The sequence below is a fragment of the Paraburkholderia panacisoli genome (assembly GCF_008369935.1).
Classification (GTDB): Bacteria; Pseudomonadota; Gammaproteobacteria; order Burkholderiales; family Burkholderiaceae; genus Paraburkholderia; species Paraburkholderia panacisoli.
On the sequence record NZ_VTUZ01000028.1, the window covers coordinates 61,961 to 80,017 of the forward strand.

The following is an 18,057-nucleotide window of genomic DNA, read 5'->3' on the forward strand; positions in this document are numbered from 1 at the left end:
GCCGCCGTCACGACGCCCGTCAGTGAGCGACGGGGCGCTTGCCTCCGCCCACAGCTGCACTGGACCGGCGCGCGCGGCGCCAACCGCCCGGGTGCCCGCTTGTACCTTTCTAGGTACTATGCCCTCGAGAAGATGCGAATCTGTCTAACGCCGGGTCCGCCGGATCTCACCACGCTACCGGATTGGGCGACCGGCTCAAGATACCGGGCACGCAAGCCTGTGCCTATACCGACTAACCGACTTCCATATCGACCGGACTCCGCGAGCAAAGGCCATTGTCGAAGAGCCGAGATTCAAAGCTGCCAAGCTTGGAAGAGACTGGACACTCAGAACCCTTGCCGGGGACGCTCGTTGGCTCTGGACCCACCCGGGGTTGAGAAGCGGTCGGCGCGAACAGCGAAGAGGCGAGCGTGGTCTCTTCAACGCAATGGCCTTCCGCCCCAAGGGAGTTGAAACAGACAACGCCCGTGCAGCCTGAAGGGCAGTCTTCGCGTCCGTCGGAATCAAACGTTCGCACAAGATGCACCCAGTGACAGGCGTCCGTGACGGCGTAGTTTTTGGGACGCCGTGGTGAAGTGACAGATAACTGACAGATAGGCGCCAGATTTTGAAGACGTTAGGGGCGCTGGGCAAGCTGTCAGATAACTAACACTTAAGTGTCAGTTTGGCGCCTCCGGACGGCGAGATTTTCGTGTTCTCCACGACCGCCCAGCACCGCATTGCTAAAGCCCACCTCTGCGCGGACCGCTGTTGCACGCTTCCGTTGTCGGATTCAGGGGTCATTTGCCCCGAATGAGAACACTTGAGTTCCTGCACATCTTCGCGCAACTCTCGGATGCGGCAGGAACAACTGACATCATCGCGTGCCGACGGGACGCATTGGCACAGGTATAAAGAGGCCCGCACGGCGCGGACTTGATCAGCAAACTGTGTCGGTCACTCGGCTTCAACACTGAACAGCACGCTAATGACCTCCTTGGATTTGGGTTTACAGGGCTGACGATAGACGCCAAATCGGGATTTTACAGCGAAGCCCTCCGCATTCCAGTGACGTCCCCCGCGTCGCCCTTTACGGCGAACATCTTTTTAACACTCCGTTCTCGCACGGCGAGCTATATCTGACTATGTGTGCGGCGACCAGGGGCCAACGTGCCATTTCCCGAGGCCGGCCCATATGGCCGCTTTGCGGTGGGGGCACGCGCGAAGCCAGTTTTGACCTCGCATCCCCTAGTGACCTCCGCCGCTTACTGGGTCGCGTTCGATAGCATGCGGAGAGACGCCGCGGGGTGTTGGCGACCCTCTGCTTCGGCTCGGGAAGTTACAGGAAACCTCATGGCTGTGCAGGCTACTGCTATTTCAACGTATTTCAAGAGGGCTACACCGACTTTCGAAGAGAAGAGGCGCAAATCGGCGCTGTGCCCAAATTTCGAAAGATCGACCCTCTCGCCGCGTATGGGACGGTTTCGCCTCAGTGCGGAGACGTCTCCATGCAAGCTGGGAAACGGTGAACGATTCGACCAATACCGACAACGATTCGATCACAATCAGTCCGGGCCGCGTGCGTATGCGGCTTGAAAGCGGGGGGCGAAAGCTGAATATATTTGGTGCGCTTTTCTCCCGCTGTCGGTGTCTCCCAACAGCAAAGTTGGGTTGCAGCATTGCGCCACCAAGGATGGCCAGCGGAGGTCAAAGGTTTTCGCGGTTCCTCTCGCTGCGGTCGGTCGGGGATCTCTTGGGCCAAAATGGGCCGAGCGGAGAGATGGGCGTCGGGCGGCTTGGGGACAGTCGAGCCCGGATGGGCAGGGAGCGCGTTCTAAAGTGCCCGGATCAGGACGGTTATTCGCGTGGCCGAACCTTGAGATTGGAGCAGGCGGTGACCTGTCTCTGTGTCGGTGAAACTGTCCGGATCCGGACAGTTTTTCGAGGTGGTGGGTGCGCTGGCCGAGAAGGGGTCGCCGTCGGTGGCAAACGACTCTGTTGTTGTGTCGTCAAAAGTGTCCGGATCCGGACACTTTCGAGAGTCAACCAAGCAACAGGCCGAATCAACCACGATTACCGGTCGGCCATGATCCTGATTCTGCCGAATCGGGGATTAGGCGCAGAACGGGATTCTCGCGCGCGAGTTCCACGTTTGCCATTAAGAACCCACAATCTGCAGGTTCGCCTCGTTTCACTCCGGCCGCACGGAAAACATCTTTCCAATGTATTCCCTAATGTCAGACTCCTGTTCGTCTGTCATCATTCCCGCCTTGAATTTCACGGTAAGCCCCTTGCTGTCCTTCGTGATGCTTCCGGCTTGCGCTTTGCCCGCAAAAATCTTCAAAATGCTTCGGCCCCCAGCATCGCTCGCAGACGTTCCCCGGCTGACATGCGAACTAATAGCCGACGCAACCTTGCTTTCAACCAAATCGCCCGCCACCACCAGCGGCCAAACCTCGGCGAGTGCTTTCAGACCACCCTCTCCCGTTTTCTTAAGGGCAAGAACGATGTCTTGGGCAGCTGAGCCGGCCAACAACGAAGGATTCAAGTCGAGATCCCGTTTAACAAAGTCGGGCAAGTCAGCGAACGCAAGGAACCTGTAGAGATCGCTTCGTGTTACGCCCATCACCTCGGCTAGTCGGGTTCGCTTTGGAAACTCGGATTCGGCACGGCGAATTGCAATCGCGATCTCATAGTCTGACAAGTCGTCCCGGGTGACATTCTCCATTAAAGCAAGCGCGGCCATATCTTGGTCTGAGCATTCAATCACGACCGTCTTGATGGTCTCCCTGTTAAGGAGCTTGTGAGCACGCCACCGCCGCTCACCCGCGACAAGTTGGTATGAAGTCTCGCCGACTCGCCGGGCAGTTACAGACTGAAGCAATCCGACCTCCCCGATCGAGCGCGCCAGTTCGGCAAGCTTCGTTTCGTTAAACTGCCGTCGAGGTTGCCAAGGATTCGGAGATATCTCGTCGATCGCAATTTCCGTGGCAGTGCCCTGCTTCTCAAGTTCCTGAATTCTTAGTTGAGCGACAGCTAAAGCGCTCGTAATCCCAGGCATTGTTTGCGGGTTACGAGCAGATTTCTTGACCTCCCCTTTGAAATCGGCGGGCGTTGCAAGATTCGCAGTCTTCGCCAACAATTGCTCGCGGATATTGGTCATGCTGCCGACTCCTTCCAGTTTTTGACAAACATCTCGTCCAGCCATCTCGCGTACTGCATCATCGGCTGCTTTACACGTTGCAATGACTTTGCGCTCGAGTGGGTACTGACAATATCCAGCGCGGTCGAAAATGAAAGCGCTCCACCGCTCATCACGGAACTGGCGGGAATCTCAAACGGGTCTAGCCACCGACCGTACGCGCTTTGCGCCCACTGGCGCACAACAGGTGCCGACGAGGTCTTGCCATAATCCACCTTGGATAGCAGCACTGAAATGAAGTCATAGACCTTGTCCTCCTCATATGGCAGAAAGTCTTCGGCTACGTCCGAAAAGAGCCGCCAAAAAGCCAATGAGCTGATGAAGTCCAGGTTCTCTGGAATCATCGGCATTACCAAGGCATCAGCCGCGAGGAGCGCATTCAAGTTCATGTACGACAGCGACGGAGATGTATCTATCAGAATGTAGTCATATCGCGCGCGAAGCGGCTCCAACCCCTGCCGTAGCACGGACCAGAACCTGTAGCCCTGCATCGTCTTTTGCCTCGCAGGCAACAGGAACTCAGCCCCATACAGAAACGTGTGGCCGGGGATCACATCGAGACCGTCCCAATAGGTTGACTGGACTTTTGCACCCAGTCCGCCTTCAACGTTTTGGTCGTAGATGTAAGGCAGGACCGTATCCTCACCGGTGATCTCCTTCTCGGCATAGAGACCGCAAAGCTCCGAAGCCGATGCCTGCGGATCCAAGTCGATCAGCAAAACCTTTCGGCCGAAAAGAGTAAGGGCCTGCCCAAGACAAACCGTCGTCGTCGTCTTTGCAGAGCCTCCCTTGAGCTGGGCGGTAGTCAGCACTTTCCCGCGAAAATCATCACCGCTCCCTTCGAGACTCGTTTGGTAAATGTCCGAGGCCAACTTGATCCATACGCGCACTTCCGCCAGCGTAAAAGTCCGGCTACGTCCGCTCCCGTTTAATCTGCCTGCCGGAAGGCCCGAGTCGGCTTTCGTTACGAGATACTGGATTTGTTGACGGGTCAGATTGCACATCTCGGCGAGTTCGCTGATGGTATAGATCGGCGCCGTCTTGCGTGGGCGCGGCGCGAGAATCTGTTCTCGGAGGTTGTCAGCGAAAGGGGTGAGACTATCTGCGAACTCTGCAACTTCCCGAAGCGTGACTTTCCGCTCTTCCATCGGTAGGGTACCTACGTGTGCCATTCTGCACTTCTCCGTGTTTTGACGTTGAAGCGCAGAATACACCAAAGCGTGTAAACAAACCTACCAACTGCAGAAAACTCCTCGTTTTTTCTCGAGAAACCCCGGCTAACCTACAGATTTCTCGACGTATTCGTCAACTGCCACCCGAATGGCGCCCCTGCGATCCGCGAAGATCAGAGCGGCTTTGAGTTCCAGCTGCGTAACAAGGGAGCGGCATGTCGACACAAAAAGCACCCCGGCGGCGTTTTTGTGCCGCACCTCCACCGACCGCTTTTATCGTTAATATTCAACAGCTTAAGGGACCGTGTTTCTTTGGGACAAGCGACAATGTCGAATGCTCGTCCAACATTGTCTGTAAGTTTATTAAACAAATAAACCCACCTACTAACAAACAAGCTACAAAAAAGCCTTTCCAATCAATGATCCAACCTCTCAATAGGGACGGTTTTTGTGATCAGTAGGACGGTTTTTGTGTTGCAGCAGTTGAAAATTGGTACCTTCGGTGCGGAAATTGTGCAGAGCGGGGTGGAAGTTGGGAGCTGATGGGGCGGTTTTTGTGTGGCGTGCTTCGGCGGAGTGCTTGTATGCCGGTTGGCCTGCGGGCAAAAGGGGGGTGGTTTTTGTGTTGACACCCCTCGCGTGCCTGCTAGAGTGCCGGGCAAGGAATTGACCTGAATGGAAAACCAGAAACTCCCCGTTACCCCGCTTCAGCTTGCCTTGGACATCTACGAGGACATGTCCGGCCAAGGCACGTCTATAAGCGACGCGACGCGAGACATCGGTTATCTGCGCAATAACATCTTTACTCGGGTAGGCGGCCTCGGCATTGCCGCGCGCCGCGTGTTGGATGCTGCCTACTTCTTGGTTGCAGCAAAGGCACCGGACGAACTCATAGATGACAGGGTTTATACCTTCACGGCCGAGATCAACTACTTCAAGTGGTTGATGCGTTACGACAGTCGAAACCACAGCCACCTCATCGCCCAGATGAGAGCCGCTGCAAAGGCTCGTGTCGAAATCATGACGGCGCCCTCGATCGAAGAGCTCACGGACAAGGATGCGTGGGGAACTATCAGCCTGCTGGGCGACTGCTATATCGATCGCAATCTCGTTTGTATTTTGCTGTCGGGGCGAGTGATCAAGTACCTTATCAGCCCCTACAAGGCGCACTGGCTTAGCTTGCGGGCGTCCACTGCATTTTCGCTCTCGCTATCGAGAGCGATTTACGACCGGTTGATTCCGTGCGAAGGCTTGGGCGTGACCGAATGGTTCGCATACGAAGACGTCCTTGAGTGGCCAGGTAAGGTCGGCGAGTCTCGAAAGGAAGTGAAGGAGTTTAAGAAGCGATTTCTTGAGCCAGCCATCGCGCAGCTCAACGAAGTATCGGATTTCGATGTTAGCTGGGAAGCTAACGGCGATCGGCTACCTCCGGAGAAGCTAAAGATCCGCTTTCGTTTTACGAAAAAGCAGGGAGCCGACGCGGCGCGCGCGGGAATTGACGATTCGATGTACCTCATCCTTCACGACGAGTTTGCTTTCGGCCCGCCCGAATTTGAGCGCCTGGCACAGAATCGGGCGGAGTGGACTGACCAGCGACTAATGCAGGCCGTTGAATACACGCGACACCGACTGAACGAAGGAAAAATAACCTCCAGTCCCAAGGGCTACCTATGGAAGGCGCTCATGGGGAACTATCGAATCGGTGACGCCGACAGGAAAATGGCAGCTGTAAAGGCCACTCTTCTGAAGGACAGCACGAACACAATTAGCTCGCGTCACGCCTCCCAAGCAAATCTCAATGCCAGCATTGAAGCCCAGAACGAAGCCGCCAAGGCCAAAATTGCGAACGAGGCCAAGATCGGCCGAGAGCTCTTTGAAGCTGCTGACGCCGCCACTCAACGAGAACTGTTCACCTCTTTTGTGAGAAGCCTGATGCCACAGCGATTGATCGAGAAGCAGGGGCTTAAACGGGACAAACTGAGTCCGCAGAACATCCTCACTGAGGATCGGGTTGTAGCGGACTCGTTTTGCACACATGTCTTCGCGAAGAGAAAAAAGATCTCAGGTGTCCTGTCGAATTAGTCTCTTTTGGCATAAGCCTTCGGTAGTTGGAGTTCACGGTCTTAGAACATGCGGTCACCTCCTCCACGCAGCCACCCATACGAATCACCGTCGAAAATGACTAGCGCGACTCCTTCGCAGCCCCGGATCCATCGTGGCGGTAACGACCTCCGTCCCACTTGCAGCAAAGGTTTAGTTGGCGACGCGAAGACGGGACTTTTTTGCCTTTTATTTCGTTCGTAGTCCTTTGAATCGATCGCCAGTGGTCTCTCTTGGGAGCCAGCAAACGATACTGGTCAACATCAATGTTCGGCATTAGTTCTGCGGTGGACCTCGGACCAAGATCAATGCGTTGGCGCTCGCCGAAAAGCAGCAGTTCGCTGCCGAATATATGGCTCAAGGGGGAAGGGCAATACGTATCAGCACGAAACGGGAACATTCAAAAATGCCTTGGGGAGAACGGCGTACACGGCGTGGCTACGGGCGAAGATTGCGGCCGCTTGAAACGAGGAATGTTCATTCGCAGAATTCCGCTACGGGTTAGAAATCGCCCCTCGCAAGCTTGTGCGGCTGAACCGGTAGCAAAGTGGAAGGTCACTTTCGCCTGCGCAGACAGACCTGAACCGATGTACCCGCGGACAAGTGGCATCTTGGGCTGCGGGGTTTTAGACCTTGCGGAAAACGTCACCCTCGAGATTCTTAGAGGCCGGCCATACGCGCTGCGAGATTCAAAGCTGTCTCTAGCTCTTGCAAGCGAGAAATCATTTTCACGATATCGGGCGACTCGATCCGAATATACTTACCGCCGCGCCCTACAGACATCTTGATCGATCGCGGTAGATGGCTTGGTGGCTCGCCACGGACCAATGAATCCAAAATCTGCGTGACAGTCAAATCCGAGCGTTCCCCAAGTTGTCCGGCGCGCGTGGTCAGTCTTTTCACTCCGATGACTGCGACGAGTTCGGTGAGGGCGTCGACCACTCGAAACGAGACACGGGGCTCGGGTCCGAACACTCGTAGAACTTCGGGCGGAAGGCGAGCGGCCTTAAGCGCCTTGGACACATGACCTTTCGAAACGGACAACCCGATTGATAACTCCAGCTGCGTTGCAAATACGCGCGCGTCAAGCAACCGTTGATAAAAACGTCCGTAGGTGAGGGCAGATGCCTTCCGATCTCGCAACAACATTTGATGCTGAAGGGCTTGCTTGCGCCACTCGACAGGGTGCGGTGTTTGAAGGCTCATTGTTGACCCAATGGTGAAATAGTTGAAATTTCCAACTTTGGAATTTTCCTGGGCCGGTGCCAATGTCAAGTAGCTAAGAAGCCAGGTTACATTATCTGCAACAAATAACGTGTTCAGCCCCCCACTTGTGGGGCTATTGTTTCGCTTGTTGCAATAGGACCGTCAACCGGTTGACGGTCTTAATCCGCGGCGTTCGTCGCAACTTATTGACCAATAAGAGAGAGTCCGAAGTCGTGGCTCTATGAAAATGTGAAACTGCGAAACGCTTCAGCCGAGATTCTAGCGCTGATTCAGGCCACGAATTCCCTCAAAAGCTATACGTTTTGCCGCACCATTCCGCCTTAACCCCGTCAACCGGTTGACGGGGGCAACACGCTTTTTTATGGCCGATGCGCTTGCCTGGAAAGCACGCAAAAATCGCGGTCCTTTTGCATGACTGGCATCCCATGCGGACTGATTCAATTGATACGGCCCAATTGGATCAACCGTCATGCGTCTCTTCCGCAGCAAAAAACAGATTGCCCTCGCCGTCGCTCCTGGTGGCTATTCGGAAGACGATCCCGAAAAGATCATCTTCGATAACGGTGCGCGCCTGCGTGTCGAGGCCAATCACTGGAAAACATTCTGCTTCATCCTGGCGTTTATCGCGGGTGGGGCGGTGTACACGCGCAATCCTCCGCCCTCCGAAGTGAAGGCGTACGGCGTGTCGTCGGATGTGAACGGACACGCCGTGACGACCCAACTCACTGCATACAAGCCAGACGACCAGGCCATCCGCACATCGCTTAAAGAAACCGTTGAGCGCTGGTGGACTATCGAGCCGGTGTTGACCGACGACATCCAGAAATCGCGCATGGCCCGCAACATCAACGCGGTCAAGGCGATGATGGTTGGCAATGCGCGTAACCAGTTTGGCGACTGGATCAGGAGTGACGCGCCGTTTCAGACAATTACGCTCAATCCCAAGCTCGTGCGTGAGGTCAAGGTAACAAACATCGCGCTGCTGGAAGACTCGACTGCCGTTGTTGAATTCACCACCAGCACTACTCAGTCCCCGACCGACAAGCCCGTCGTTCAGAAGTATGCGGTGACGTTCCGATACCAGATCGTCCCCCCAACGTCTGAAGACGCGCTCGGCGCGAACGCGTTCGGCGTGTTCTACCCGCTGTTCTCCCTACAGAAAACCCAATGATGAACGACTCCCGCACGCTCGTCTCGTGGGCAGCCGCTATCGTGTGCGCGGCTGCTGTCAGTCAGCCCGTATGTGCCGCGAAGAAAGGCAGCACTCCAGTATCTGCCGCCTCGTTCGATCTCGCGACTGCCGTCAGCGATCCGATGAGTCCGGTCAATCCGTATAACGCCGGTACTGATCCGATCACGATGCCGGGCGATGCGCGCATGTCGTCATCGCGGCGCTGGGTTTCTATTACCAGGTCAAAGAATCAGCCAGGATCGAAGACGAAGCGAAGCTGCAGAAGAAGGCGAAGGCCGCGGAGGTGGTCGACAAATCGAACAGCACGCAGGACGTTGACAAGCTTATCGAGGACCAGCAATCGGCCGCGCGCAAGATGGCGGCATCGGAAGCACGCGCTGCCGCGGCGCCGCATGCGGCGTCGATGTCTGGCGCGAGGCCCGGGCTGACTGCGGACAACTTTCAAAACGATGATCACGTTCGCGAGTTGAAGGCGAAGTCAGATGATGACGCCATCTATGCGTCGTCTATTTTCCGAGCCGGCTTGAAGGTCAAGGATCAGCAACCGCAGCAGGTCGCGCAGATTCCAGGGATCCTCACGCCGCAGCAGGTTGCCGCGCAACAGAGCGCTGCGCAGCAGGCTGCGATGGGGTCGGCTGGCGCGCAGGCTGCGGCAGCTCTAGCCGCGGCAGGCATTGGCCAGCAGCCGGGGCGCGTGGGCGGGCAGACAACGCAGGATCGGGACTCTTCGTTTATCAGGAGCGCCGCCAGCCAGTCGGGTAACGGGCAGGATTTCGCTCGCACGGGCTTTGTAGGTCAGGCGCATGGCTGCGTGCTTTCGCCTCCGCACCATATTCCGGTGCTCTCGATCGAAGGTCTCAACTCAGACCGCCCCGGCACAGCTTCGCTCGTCGTTGAAAAAGACGTGTACGACAGCATCCGTGGCGACTGTCTGATGATCCCGAAAGGGACGACAATCACCGCGCCCTACAGTTCCGATATCCAGCCAGGACAGGAAAGCATCCTGGTGGCCGCCACCGAAATGCGCCTGCCCAATGGCAAGCACGTGCCGCTCTACGGCGGGCAGGGCGCGGATGCCGATGGCGCTGCGGGCTTCTCGGGCGACGTCAACAGTCACTTCCTGAAGATCTTCGGTACATCGTTTCTCACGGCGATCCTTCTGGGTGCCTTCGACAAAGGCGGCACTTCGTCGACAACCACTGGCCCGCTCGGTGTCACGCAGGTTGGCACGACCGCCGGACAGGTCGCAGCGCAGACCTCGCAGTCCGTTCTCGACCGCTACAAGAATATTCCGCCGACGATTACGACAGGCCCGGGCGAGCGCCACTTCATGATCAAGGTCAACCGCGATATCTACATGGAGCCGTATCGCGGTGACTAAGCGCGTCTTCCTTTCCCTGTCACTTGCCGTCTTCGCACATTGCAGCGTGGCCGCGAGCGCGAACATCGAGCGCGTCATCAGCCCAACGAGCCTTGTGCTCGAAAGTGCCGGTGCGCGCAACGTCGCGACGTTTGATGGAAAGCCGGTTTTCTATTGCGGACTGCAGGCTTTCACGGCATGGGCCGCGCCCCTTGTTGGACAACGGGTCAGCAGTACGCCTGACGCAGGGATTACTGTCGCAATCGATTCGCACGATACGCCTTTGGAAAAGTTGCTGGTAAGCCAGGGATGGCTTCAGCCGTCCGAGCTTGGAGACGACGCACAGGCCGCGATGACAGAAGGGCGCGGCGGGTGGGCATGCGCAAGCGCGGTGACACCCTTTGAGCTCATGCACTCGAGCGTCGATCCGAAGGTGCTCGCGAGTATCGCCCTTAACGAGTCGGGGCTTAACGGCCGGGCATGGCCGTGGACGCTGAATGTCGCCGGGCAGGGTCTGTTCTTCAAAACCCGCAATGACGCATTTCGCGCCATCCAGTCGTTGATTGGCGCGCACCGTTGTGACTTCGACGTGGGTTTGATGCAGGTGAACTGGTGCTATCACTCCCAGCGCTTTGCGTCTGCGTGGGATGCGCTTCGCCCGTCGACAAACATTCGCGTTGCTGAAGACATTCTCAACGAGAACTACAGCAAGACGCACTCGGTCGCGAAGGCTATCGCGTATTACCACAGCGCCAATCCCGTCCCGGGCCAGGCGTATCTCGCGCGTTTCGCGCGACACCTCAACCAGATTCAGGCAGGTCTATGAAGCGCACCGTTTCCCGAATTGCTCTGGCCTGTATTGTTGTGTTCGGCACTATGGCTTCGCATGCGGCGAATACGGACCCGTTCGACTTCGACTACGAGATCGCGGGCGGTATTGCTGAACGGCCACAACTGATTTTCAACGACGGATCGAAGACCTATATCCAGCCGCGCGCCGGCCAGGTCATCACGGCAACTGGCGGTCACTCTGAAGGCCCGTATGTCGTTGTCGACGGCACGCCCGAGACGATCACCTATACCGTCGCGGGTCGTCAGGCGTCGGCACGCTGGACAAAAGCCAATTCGTTCATTGGTGGCCGCGGACCTCTGGCGACGCTGCGCGACGATCAGCCCGCCACGTTCGATGGCTTTACCAACCGGCTGGTGCTACTTGGCACGCACGGTGCCCTTGAACCCGTGCGTGTACTGAAGTCCACCATGCCAGTGGCCAGCATCGTCAAAGCGCTGGCGCCGCAAGGTTGGACAGGCTCCGCACAAAAGGACGTTGATCTGACTGATGCCAGTGCCTTCGCAACGCGCGCAGGTGAAAACTGGATGCAGGCGCTCGACCGCCTGATGACGCAAAACGGGCTTTACGCCGACGTTGACTTCGACACACGCCATATCCGTCTGCATCGTGATGCGCCGAAGTCTGGTGCGCTCAATTACGCGGCGGGTGAAAAATCGCAACCCGACGCGATCGCGCAGGTAGCGGCGAAGGCGGACGTGCCACCACTGAAGGCCTCGTTGCTCGCGGAATACTTCGGCGCGCAGGCAATTCGTGACGGCGACGACACGCATACGCAGATCCGCTTCACTTCGAAGCCTGTTAGCGAGCTGACTTTCAAGACCCCCGAGGGCCGCTCACTTAAGTCGAAGTGGGACGCGGCAACGAACGTCATGACAGTGGATCGGGCTGAGCGGATCGTCGTGTCGGATGGGTCGAAGACGGTCGAGATCGGGCGATCGGCGGGCACCGTCTATGACTTCGACAAAGCGAGTCCCACGCACCTCGAAGCCGTTTTTGATCGCGACGGACATACGTACTTCAAATTTGCCGAGTCGGTGGTGCTGGTGACGGTCGCCGATGTGAGGCATCTCGGATCGGGCGAGCAGAAGGGCCGCTATTACATGTTCAACGGAACGTCCGAACAGTTCATCGTGACGGCCGACGGCAATACCGTGAATGTGACGCGTCGTCACGACGTGAAATATTTCGAACGTCCGGCGCCCGTTGCGCCCTCAGCACCGACAACCACGGCGGTCGCGAAATCGTGATGAACCTGACCTTCGCACTCGCCGGCGCGGTCGCCGCGTTCTGCTGCGCAAACAGCGCGCTTGCCGACTGCCTCGATGACGCGGCGGCCTACCAGCACGTTAGTACGCAACTGGTGCGCGCCATCGCCCAGCACGAGTCGGGCATGCGCGCGAATGCCGTGAACGCGAACAGCAACGGGACGGAAGACATCGGCCTCATGCAGATCAACTCATCGTGGTTGCCCAGGCTCGCCCGATACGGCATCCGACGCGAACACCTCTTCAATGCCTGTGTGAACGCGTATGTCGGCACCTGGATTCTCGCTTCGAACATCAAACGGTTCGGACCGACATGGAAGGCCGTCGGCGCCTACAACGCAGTCTCGACACCGAAACAGCTGATCTACGCCAACGCCATCTATCGACGCCTGCAACGGCAAGGCCAATAACATGAATCTGACCATCCAACATAACGAACGTATGCGTGTGATCGCGCGTGTGCTGGCCGCGCTGGCACTGGCGGGTGCATCGGGCTGGACCCATGCGGCGCTTGAACCGGACCAGTCTCGCGTCGTTCCGCCATCGGGTGACGGTTGGCAGATCCTCTCCGCGGCTGCGACCCCTGCTGGTGCGAATGGCAGGACTGCACATGTAGAACCGACGGCACCCGGCGCAACCGCGTCCGCTGCCTCCGTTGCTTCCGCCGCTTCCGCCGCCTCCGTTGCTCCTGCTGCGACGACTGGCCCGACGCCGATTGCCGTCACATCGGTGGTGCTTCCAGGCGCACCCTCGACGCCCGCTGGCGTGCTGACTCTTTCGGTATCGCCGCAGGACCTGAACCTGCGCAATGCACTTGACCGGTGGCTGCAGACGCAGGGCTGGCAACTGGCGTGGAAGGTTGATGACGATCTACCGCTCGAATTCAACGCGACCTTCTCGGGCGACTTCACGTCCGTCCTTACACAGGTCATGCAAGCGACCAACCACATGCGCGTGCCTACGCGCATCTGCCGTCACACGAACAACGTTATCCGCGTTGTCGCGCGCGCGGCGAATTGCCAGGAGTAAGACAATGCGCCACGCTTCCATTCTCAAGATTGCCCTTGCCGCTGCGTGCTCGCTAGTCATCGCTGGTTGTGCCGTATCCCAGGGCGACATCAATTCGGCGTATGACTCGGTTCACCACACGGCCAGCGACGCGATGGCAAACCTGCCCGGCTCAATGGCGCTTGTTGAAGACGTGCCGACCGCATTCCTCGGTGACCGGCTGGTTCCCGTCGCCTATGAAGCGACGTTGCCTGCGACGTTCCGCGAGAAGAAGGTGACGATGCCCGCAAACATCGACATCAGGCAGATCTCGACGCTCATCTCGGGCGCAACCGGTTATGCCGTTCATCTGAGCCCGGATGTGTTCGTCCCGCGCTCCTCACTGGTGCCGAGCGCGTTGTCAGACGGAAAGGGCACAACGACGGCCAATGGCAAGAGAGAGGAGATACCGGTCTACGGCCAGGTCTTTACGGGATCGGCGGGCGAGTATCTGAGCCGGATGACGGAAGACCTCGGCCTCGACTGGTCTTTCGATGGGACGACCATCAATATCACGCGCTTCGTCACGCGCATGTACCAGATCGCCGCGATCCCCGGCAAGGTGTCGATCAAGTCGACGATGTCGAAGGGGATGGACACGTCGACCGGCAATCAGTCGAACGGTACCGGTGGGTCAGGCGGTAATACAGGGTCCTTCTCGGCCCAGACGTCGACGGGACGGGAAGGGGACTTTGACCAGATCCAGGCGATCAAGGACGCGCTCGACAAGCTGCGCTCGCCGATGGGCCGTGTGACGGTCAATCCGCAAAGCCGTCTCGTCATGGTCTTCGACACGCGCGAGGCGGCAGACCGCATGGGCAAGCTGCTCGCCCAGGAAAACGCGGTTTCGACGCGTCAGGTGATGCTCCGCGTCCGCACGCTTCAGATTGCGCTGAACAGCGGCAGTCAGGCGGGCGTGAACGCTGATGTGGTGTTCAACTATATCCAGGGCGGTCTCGCAAAGTATGCGATCAGCTTCACGTCGCCCACGTCGCTGTCGTTCGGCGGTGGCACCGTCGGCCTGTCAGTGCTGCAGCCAAACGCGCCGTTCTCCGGTACGAACGCAGTCATCAATGCGCTGAACCAGTACGGCCGCACGGTTCAGGACAACACCCAGACGAAGCTGACGCTCAACGGACTGCCGGTTTCCATTGCGTCGTTCCAGAGCGACGACTATCTGCGCTCGACCACCCCTTCGGCGGGAAGCCTCACGGCCACATCCGGTGGCGTGCCCGGCCTCACACCCGGGACAGTGACGACGGGCGACTTCGTCAATATCCTGCCGTCGGTCAACGATCACAACCAGATTGTCCTCGCGTACTGGGCCGACAGTTCGAAGCTCAACGGTCCGTTCACGTCCGCCTCGGTCGGTTCCGGTCAGACGCAGCAGCAGATCCAGCTGGCACACACGATCGGCAGCAAGGATGACCAGACGATCGCGCTCTCGGACGGCCAGACAGTGGTGCTCTATGGCACGATGACAGAGAACTCAAATAGCACGACGAATGGCGGTATCGCTGGTATCACCGGACTCTGGAACAAGGCGAAGACCTTCCAGGTGATCATGCTGACGGCCACGGTCGTCCCGTCGATGTGAGCGCGCGCATGCACATTACCGATCCGCTGCCGCGCGAGAAAAATGCGCGCCTGGTCTTCGGTCTGGACTGGCGCGCCTATGCGTGACGTGCTGGTCGATGGTCGCTGGGTGACCCTGCGCGCGAGCATCCCTCTCGAATCGCAAGCCGCGTGAGCGGTGCCACTATCTTTCGAAAAGACATCCCATGGAAAATCTCCTGATGCTGCTGATAGCGGCCGGAAGCTCGTCCCTGTGCGCCTGCACGACTCAGCAGCAGGCACACGTCGAGCAGCCGAAGCCGTTGATTGTCGTCCACCAGCCGCGAGGCGAGCAGGGCGACTTCGTACTCTGCAAGGATGGCCGCGTGCTGGTCTTTGCGGCCACGCATCCGAAGTCCTGCTCTTGAGCAAGGAGTCGCCCCTTCTCGAAAGAGCCGGGGCGCGCCGCTTCACCTTTCCTATCCACCCAACCGGGCAAACCTCCCGGCTGGGAAGGTCTGCCCGCCAATTGATTCCGGAGCAGACGTGGCTTATTCATGCACTGATTTTTTTGACGATGTCATGCGGGCACTCGTCGACGCTGGCGCAATTTCAGCATCTGATATTCCGGCCGATGATCCGGGGCAGGGCGCCGATATCGCTTGTGCAGCAATTGTCTCGATGAGCCGCACGGGTCTTTCGTCGCGCTTCATGAACGAGTTGCTTCATGAGGTCGAATCGCTCGGCGCCGTCGTGGAGCAATATGGGCCGCCTGCATTGGCGTTTCTCTTCTATCTCCAGGCCGCAATACTCAACGACACGTATATCGAGGCAGCGCGCACTACTGACGCGCAGGTCATGGAGCTTGTTCAACGACTCCAGTCCGCTACCGAATGGATGAAACATATCCAGACGGTGGCGGAAGCCTGACTCCACTCTTCAACCCACTACGGGAGCCACTCCCGTTTGCTCACCGCAGATGGACCTCTTTTCGTTGGCCGCCTGAACCGGTTGGCCTTTCTCTTACCCTTGCGGGGCACGCCCGCAACGGGCTGCTCCGCGCATTTTTATCGAATAGCTCATGACTCTCGAATCAAGCGGATCTGGCATGCCCGCCTTCCAGACCAACGCCCACGTGAATGATGGCCTGCTGGTGCGGGTCGGTATTCCACACAGCGGAGGCAAGCTGGCTTTTCATGCTTTCAACGAAGAATATGCAGGGATGGTTTCTGCTTCTGCGTTCTGGAACCCCAAGACAGGTCGTTTCCGGATACCGGAAGCAACCGATCTAACGGAAATTGATTTCGCTCTCGATAGTGCTGGCTTTACCGCGACGAAGCTCTTCCAGTCCAAGGGAAGACAGAAGGGCATAGCCGGCATCTACCCGTGGACCATGGAGCAATACGTCGAACTTGCATCGTTCTCCGGTGCTGCGTGGATGGCACAACCTGATCTCTGTTGTGAGCCGGAGGTGGCCGGCGATCAGAACGCGATCGACTATCGCATCCGCGCAACGGCTACATTGCTGGAGCACATGCTGCGGGTCGTGTACGAGTGGCAGAACCAGCTTGCCAAAACGATGAGTGTCGACGCGATACAGAACGCGATACGCATCCCCGTACCTGTCGCGCAGGGGTGGTCATTGGATGACTATCGTCGCAGCATTGATCTGATGCTCGCGGTATGGGAACGGTGGATGCCGTGGATCGCAGCACCGGCCCTGATCGGCTTGGGGTCCGTATGCCGACGGCATTTGACCGATCCCCGACATGGGCTGTTTGCCATACTCGAAGGGCTTGAAGGGCGGATTCCACCCGGTTCACGGATGCACCTGTTCGGGGTGAAGGGTTCGTGCCTCGGGCGCGTGAAGATGTACGACTGGGTTGCGTCAGTTGATTCGATGAGTTACGACTTCGGCGCACGCGTGAAGGCTCGACAGGCTGGAATGTCGAACACGATCGCGCATCGGGCTGGCGAGATGAACCGATGGATGCGGACTGCCACACGTCAAGCATCACCTGCGGCCGGGGACCAATATCGGCTCGCGCTAAGTTCTTGAATAAGTATATGTATCCCATTAACCAGCCCGCGTGTTCTTCGGAACCGCGGGCTTTTTTTCGCCTGACACGTCGGGAATGGGCGGCGGTTTCATCCCGCTGAGTTTTCTTGTCTGCGGCCCCTATTCGCGATGTGCTCAAGCGGACCGGTCAATCATCCCTATCCCTCGGGAAGGGCGGTGCGCTCAGGCCGTCCGACGTGTCGATGCCCATTACTTCCATTGCCTCGGTCAGTTTCCGGATCTCCAATGAGAAGTCCATGTCAAACTGCTCACCTTCCATCGTCACTGGAAGAGAGTGAAACCGGACGAGGGCGTAGCGAGCGTAGTGAATAGCATCGAGAACTTTTGCGTTCCGTTCGGTTTGTTCGATGAACGTTTTGGATTTCATAGCAACTCCCTTGGTTGCTTGCTAGGGCGCATTTCACCCTCGCGTCCACGCGTGTCGAGCAACTACGCTGGCCGCAAGGGGTTCTCAACTGTCCCCGCTCCCAAGCTCACTATGTTTGTGCGATTGCGTCGCCCGTTGGTTAGCGTGGTCTCGCAAGATCCTCGCTAGCCGGCGCGATTGGGTACAAACAATGCGTTGCGGAGCCGGAATTGGCTTGTGGGAGACTCGGGTGGTGCGTAAAAAGCATCATAGTCGCTGAACAGCCAGCGCGAGAGATCGAACTGGTCCCTTCGTGGATTAGGCCGCAGCTTGCAACTCTGAGCGACAAGCCTCCAACAGGGGCTCAATGGTCGTACGAAATAACGTTTGTATAGGCACCTCGTCTCGCGTTGCCTTTCAGGGGCTTTCCTGACAAGGCAGCCTCAAAAGGGTGTTGTCCGTGGAAATTGACGGGTGTTTTGCGTTTGCGTCATGCGTTGCCGCTCGCCAACGGCGTGAGGAGAACTTACATGGAGTTGGAACGGCCAGTCAAACCATCCGACCTGATGCACGCGACGCTGCGCCGGCGACCGTTTTCCCACGACGACTGGCTGTTCGAATGGAAGCTCGACGGAATGCGATGTCTTGTCGAAAAGTTCGGCGACTAAGTAGCCTTAACC

General features: G+C 57.9%; 15 protein-coding genes and 1 pseudogene. 12 read left to right on the forward strand and 4 right to left on the reverse strand.

The window, feature by feature from the left end; translation table 11 throughout:
• Positions 1–2,170: 2,170 nt before the first annotated feature.
• On the reverse strand, positions 2,171–3,142 hold the full coding sequence (locus tag FVF58_RS32500) for a ParB/RepB/Spo0J family partition protein (protein ID WP_149673854.1): 972 nt from the start codon (positions 3,140–3,142) through the stop codon (positions 2,171–2,173).
• The gene (locus tag FVF58_RS32505; RefSeq protein WP_149673855.1) at positions 3,139–4,353 is read right to left on the reverse strand and encodes a ParA family protein; all 1,215 of its coding nucleotides are present in this window, start codon (positions 4,351–4,353) and stop codon (positions 3,139–3,141) included. The genes FVF58_RS32500 and FVF58_RS32505 overlap by 4 nt, the downstream gene beginning before the upstream one ends.
• A gap of 675 nt (positions 4,354–5,028) precedes the next feature.
• Here FVF58_RS32505 and FVF58_RS32510 point away from each other — a divergent pair.
• Entirely contained in the window at positions 5,029–6,435 is a 1,407-nt protein-coding gene (locus FVF58_RS32510) for a replication initiation protein (protein WP_149673856.1), read from the forward strand.
• Positions 6,436–7,113: 678 nt separating this feature from the next.
• On the opposite strand, the gene FVF58_RS32515 is transcribed toward FVF58_RS32510, so the two are convergent.
• Entirely contained in the window at positions 7,114–7,728 is a 615-nt protein-coding gene (locus FVF58_RS32515; RefSeq protein WP_149673857.1) for a hypothetical protein, read from the reverse strand.
• 421 nt (positions 7,729–8,149) lie between these two features.
• Here FVF58_RS32515 and FVF58_RS32520 point away from each other — a divergent pair, with 421 nt between their 5' ends.
• The 10 genes and pseudogenes from FVF58_RS32520 (at position 8,150) to FVF58_RS32570 (ending at position 17,010) form a co-directional block, all read left to right on the forward strand.
• Positions 8,150–8,851 carry a VirB8 family type IV secretion system protein gene (locus tag FVF58_RS32520; protein ID WP_149673858.1) on the forward strand — a complete coding sequence of 234 codons (702 nt, stop codon included), beginning with the start codon at positions 8,150–8,152 and terminating at the stop codon, positions 8,849–8,851.
• 193 nt (positions 8,852–9,044) lie between these two features.
• A pseudogene (locus FVF58_RS32530) lies at positions 9,045–10,253 on the forward strand (TraB/TrbI/VirB10 family type IV secretion system protein); the annotation flags it as partial.
• Complete coding sequence (locus FVF58_RS32535; protein ID WP_149673860.1) at positions 10,246–11,058, forward strand: transglycosylase SLT domain-containing protein; 813 nt, start codon at positions 10,246–10,248, stop codon at positions 11,056–11,058. The pseudogene FVF58_RS32530 and the gene FVF58_RS32535, both read left to right, overlap by 8 nt.
• Positions 11,055–12,332 carry a TrbG/VirB9 family P-type conjugative transfer protein gene (locus FVF58_RS32540; RefSeq protein WP_149673861.1) on the forward strand — a complete coding sequence of 426 codons (1,278 nt, stop codon included), beginning with the start codon at positions 11,055–11,057 and terminating at the stop codon, positions 12,330–12,332. The genes FVF58_RS32535 and FVF58_RS32540 overlap by 4 nt, the downstream gene beginning before the upstream one ends.
• Positions 12,332–12,760: a lytic transglycosylase domain-containing protein gene (locus FVF58_RS32545; RefSeq protein WP_246217257.1), complete on the forward strand. Its 429-nt coding sequence runs from the start codon at positions 12,332–12,334 to the stop codon at positions 12,758–12,760. The genes FVF58_RS32540 and FVF58_RS32545 overlap by 1 nt, the downstream gene beginning before the upstream one ends.
• 1 nt (position 12,761) lies before the next feature.
• The gene (locus FVF58_RS32550; protein ID WP_149673862.1) at positions 12,762–13,379 is read left to right on the forward strand and encodes a toxin co-regulated pilus biosynthesis Q family protein; all 618 of its coding nucleotides are present in this window, start codon (positions 12,762–12,764) and stop codon (positions 13,377–13,379) included.
• Between the two features lie 4 nt (positions 13,380–13,383).
• Positions 13,384–14,994 carry a type II secretory pathway protein gene (locus FVF58_RS32555; protein WP_149673863.1) on the forward strand — a complete coding sequence of 537 codons (1,611 nt, stop codon included), beginning with the start codon at positions 13,384–13,386 and terminating at the stop codon, positions 14,992–14,994.
• A 184-nt stretch (positions 14,995–15,178) separates the two neighbouring features.
• A complete protein-coding gene (locus tag FVF58_RS32560; protein ID WP_149673864.1) occupies positions 15,179–15,379 on the forward strand; it encodes a hypothetical protein in 201 nt (66 codons plus the stop codon).
• Between the two features lie 118 nt (positions 15,380–15,497).
• On the forward strand, positions 15,498–15,881 hold the full coding sequence (locus FVF58_RS32565) for a hypothetical protein (protein WP_149673865.1): 384 nt from the start codon (positions 15,498–15,500) through the stop codon (positions 15,879–15,881).
• Between the two features lie 151 nt (positions 15,882–16,032).
• A complete protein-coding gene (locus FVF58_RS32570) occupies positions 16,033–17,010 on the forward strand; it encodes a deazapurine DNA modification protein DpdA family protein (protein ID WP_246217258.1) in 978 nt (325 codons plus the stop codon).
• 148 nt (positions 17,011–17,158) lie between these two features.
• On the opposite strand, the gene FVF58_RS32575 is transcribed toward FVF58_RS32570, so the two are convergent.
• Entirely contained in the window at positions 17,159–17,398 is a 240-nt protein-coding gene (locus FVF58_RS32575; RefSeq protein WP_149673866.1) for a hypothetical protein, read from the reverse strand.
• 509 nt (positions 17,399–17,907) lie between these two features.
• Here FVF58_RS32575 and FVF58_RS53170 point away from each other — a divergent pair.
• A complete protein-coding gene (locus FVF58_RS53170) occupies positions 17,908–18,045 on the forward strand; it encodes a hypothetical protein (protein WP_246217259.1) in 138 nt (45 codons plus the stop codon).
• The last annotated feature ends 12 nt before the right edge of the window (positions 18,046–18,057 follow it).

Excerpts from the sequence above, each read along its gene's own strand:
- FVF58_RS32550 (WP_149673862.1), top strand. The coding sequence starts at position 12,762 with ATGAATCTGACCATCCAACATAACGAACGTATGCGTGTGATCGCGCGT.
- FVF58_RS32545 (WP_246217257.1), top strand. The coding sequence starts at position 12,332 with ATGAACCTGACCTTCGCACTCGCCGGCGCGGTCGCCGCGTTCTGCTGC.
- FVF58_RS32560 (WP_149673864.1), top strand. The coding sequence starts at position 15,179 with ATGGAAAATCTCCTGATGCTGCTGATAGCGGCCGGAAGCTCGTCCCTG.
- FVF58_RS32570 (WP_246217258.1), top strand. The coding sequence starts at position 16,033 with ATGACTCTCGAATCAAGCGGATCTGGCATGCCCGCCTTCCAGACCAAC.
- FVF58_RS53170 (WP_246217259.1), top strand. The coding sequence starts at position 17,908 with ATGGAGTTGGAACGGCCAGTCAAACCATCCGACCTGATGCACGCGACG.
- FVF58_RS32500 (WP_149673854.1), bottom strand. The coding sequence starts at position 3,142 with ATGACCAATATCCGCGAGCAATTGTTGGCGAAGACTGCGAATCTTGCA.
- FVF58_RS32510 (WP_149673856.1), top strand. The coding sequence starts at position 5,029 with ATGGAAAACCAGAAACTCCCCGTTACCCCGCTTCAGCTTGCCTTGGAC.
- FVF58_RS32540 (WP_149673861.1), top strand. The coding sequence starts at position 11,055 with ATGAAGCGCACCGTTTCCCGAATTGCTCTGGCCTGTATTGTTGTGTTC.
- FVF58_RS32520 (WP_149673858.1), top strand. The coding sequence starts at position 8,150 with ATGCGTCTCTTCCGCAGCAAAAAACAGATTGCCCTCGCCGTCGCTCCT.
- FVF58_RS32575 (WP_149673866.1), bottom strand. The coding sequence starts at position 17,398 with ATGAAATCCAAAACGTTCATCGAACAAACCGAACGGAACGCAAAAGTT.
- FVF58_RS32555 (WP_149673863.1), top strand. The coding sequence starts at position 13,384 with ATGCGCCACGCTTCCATTCTCAAGATTGCCCTTGCCGCTGCGTGCTCG.
- FVF58_RS32505 (WP_149673855.1), bottom strand. The coding sequence starts at position 4,353 with ATGGCACACGTAGGTACCCTACCGATGGAAGAGCGGAAAGTCACGCTT.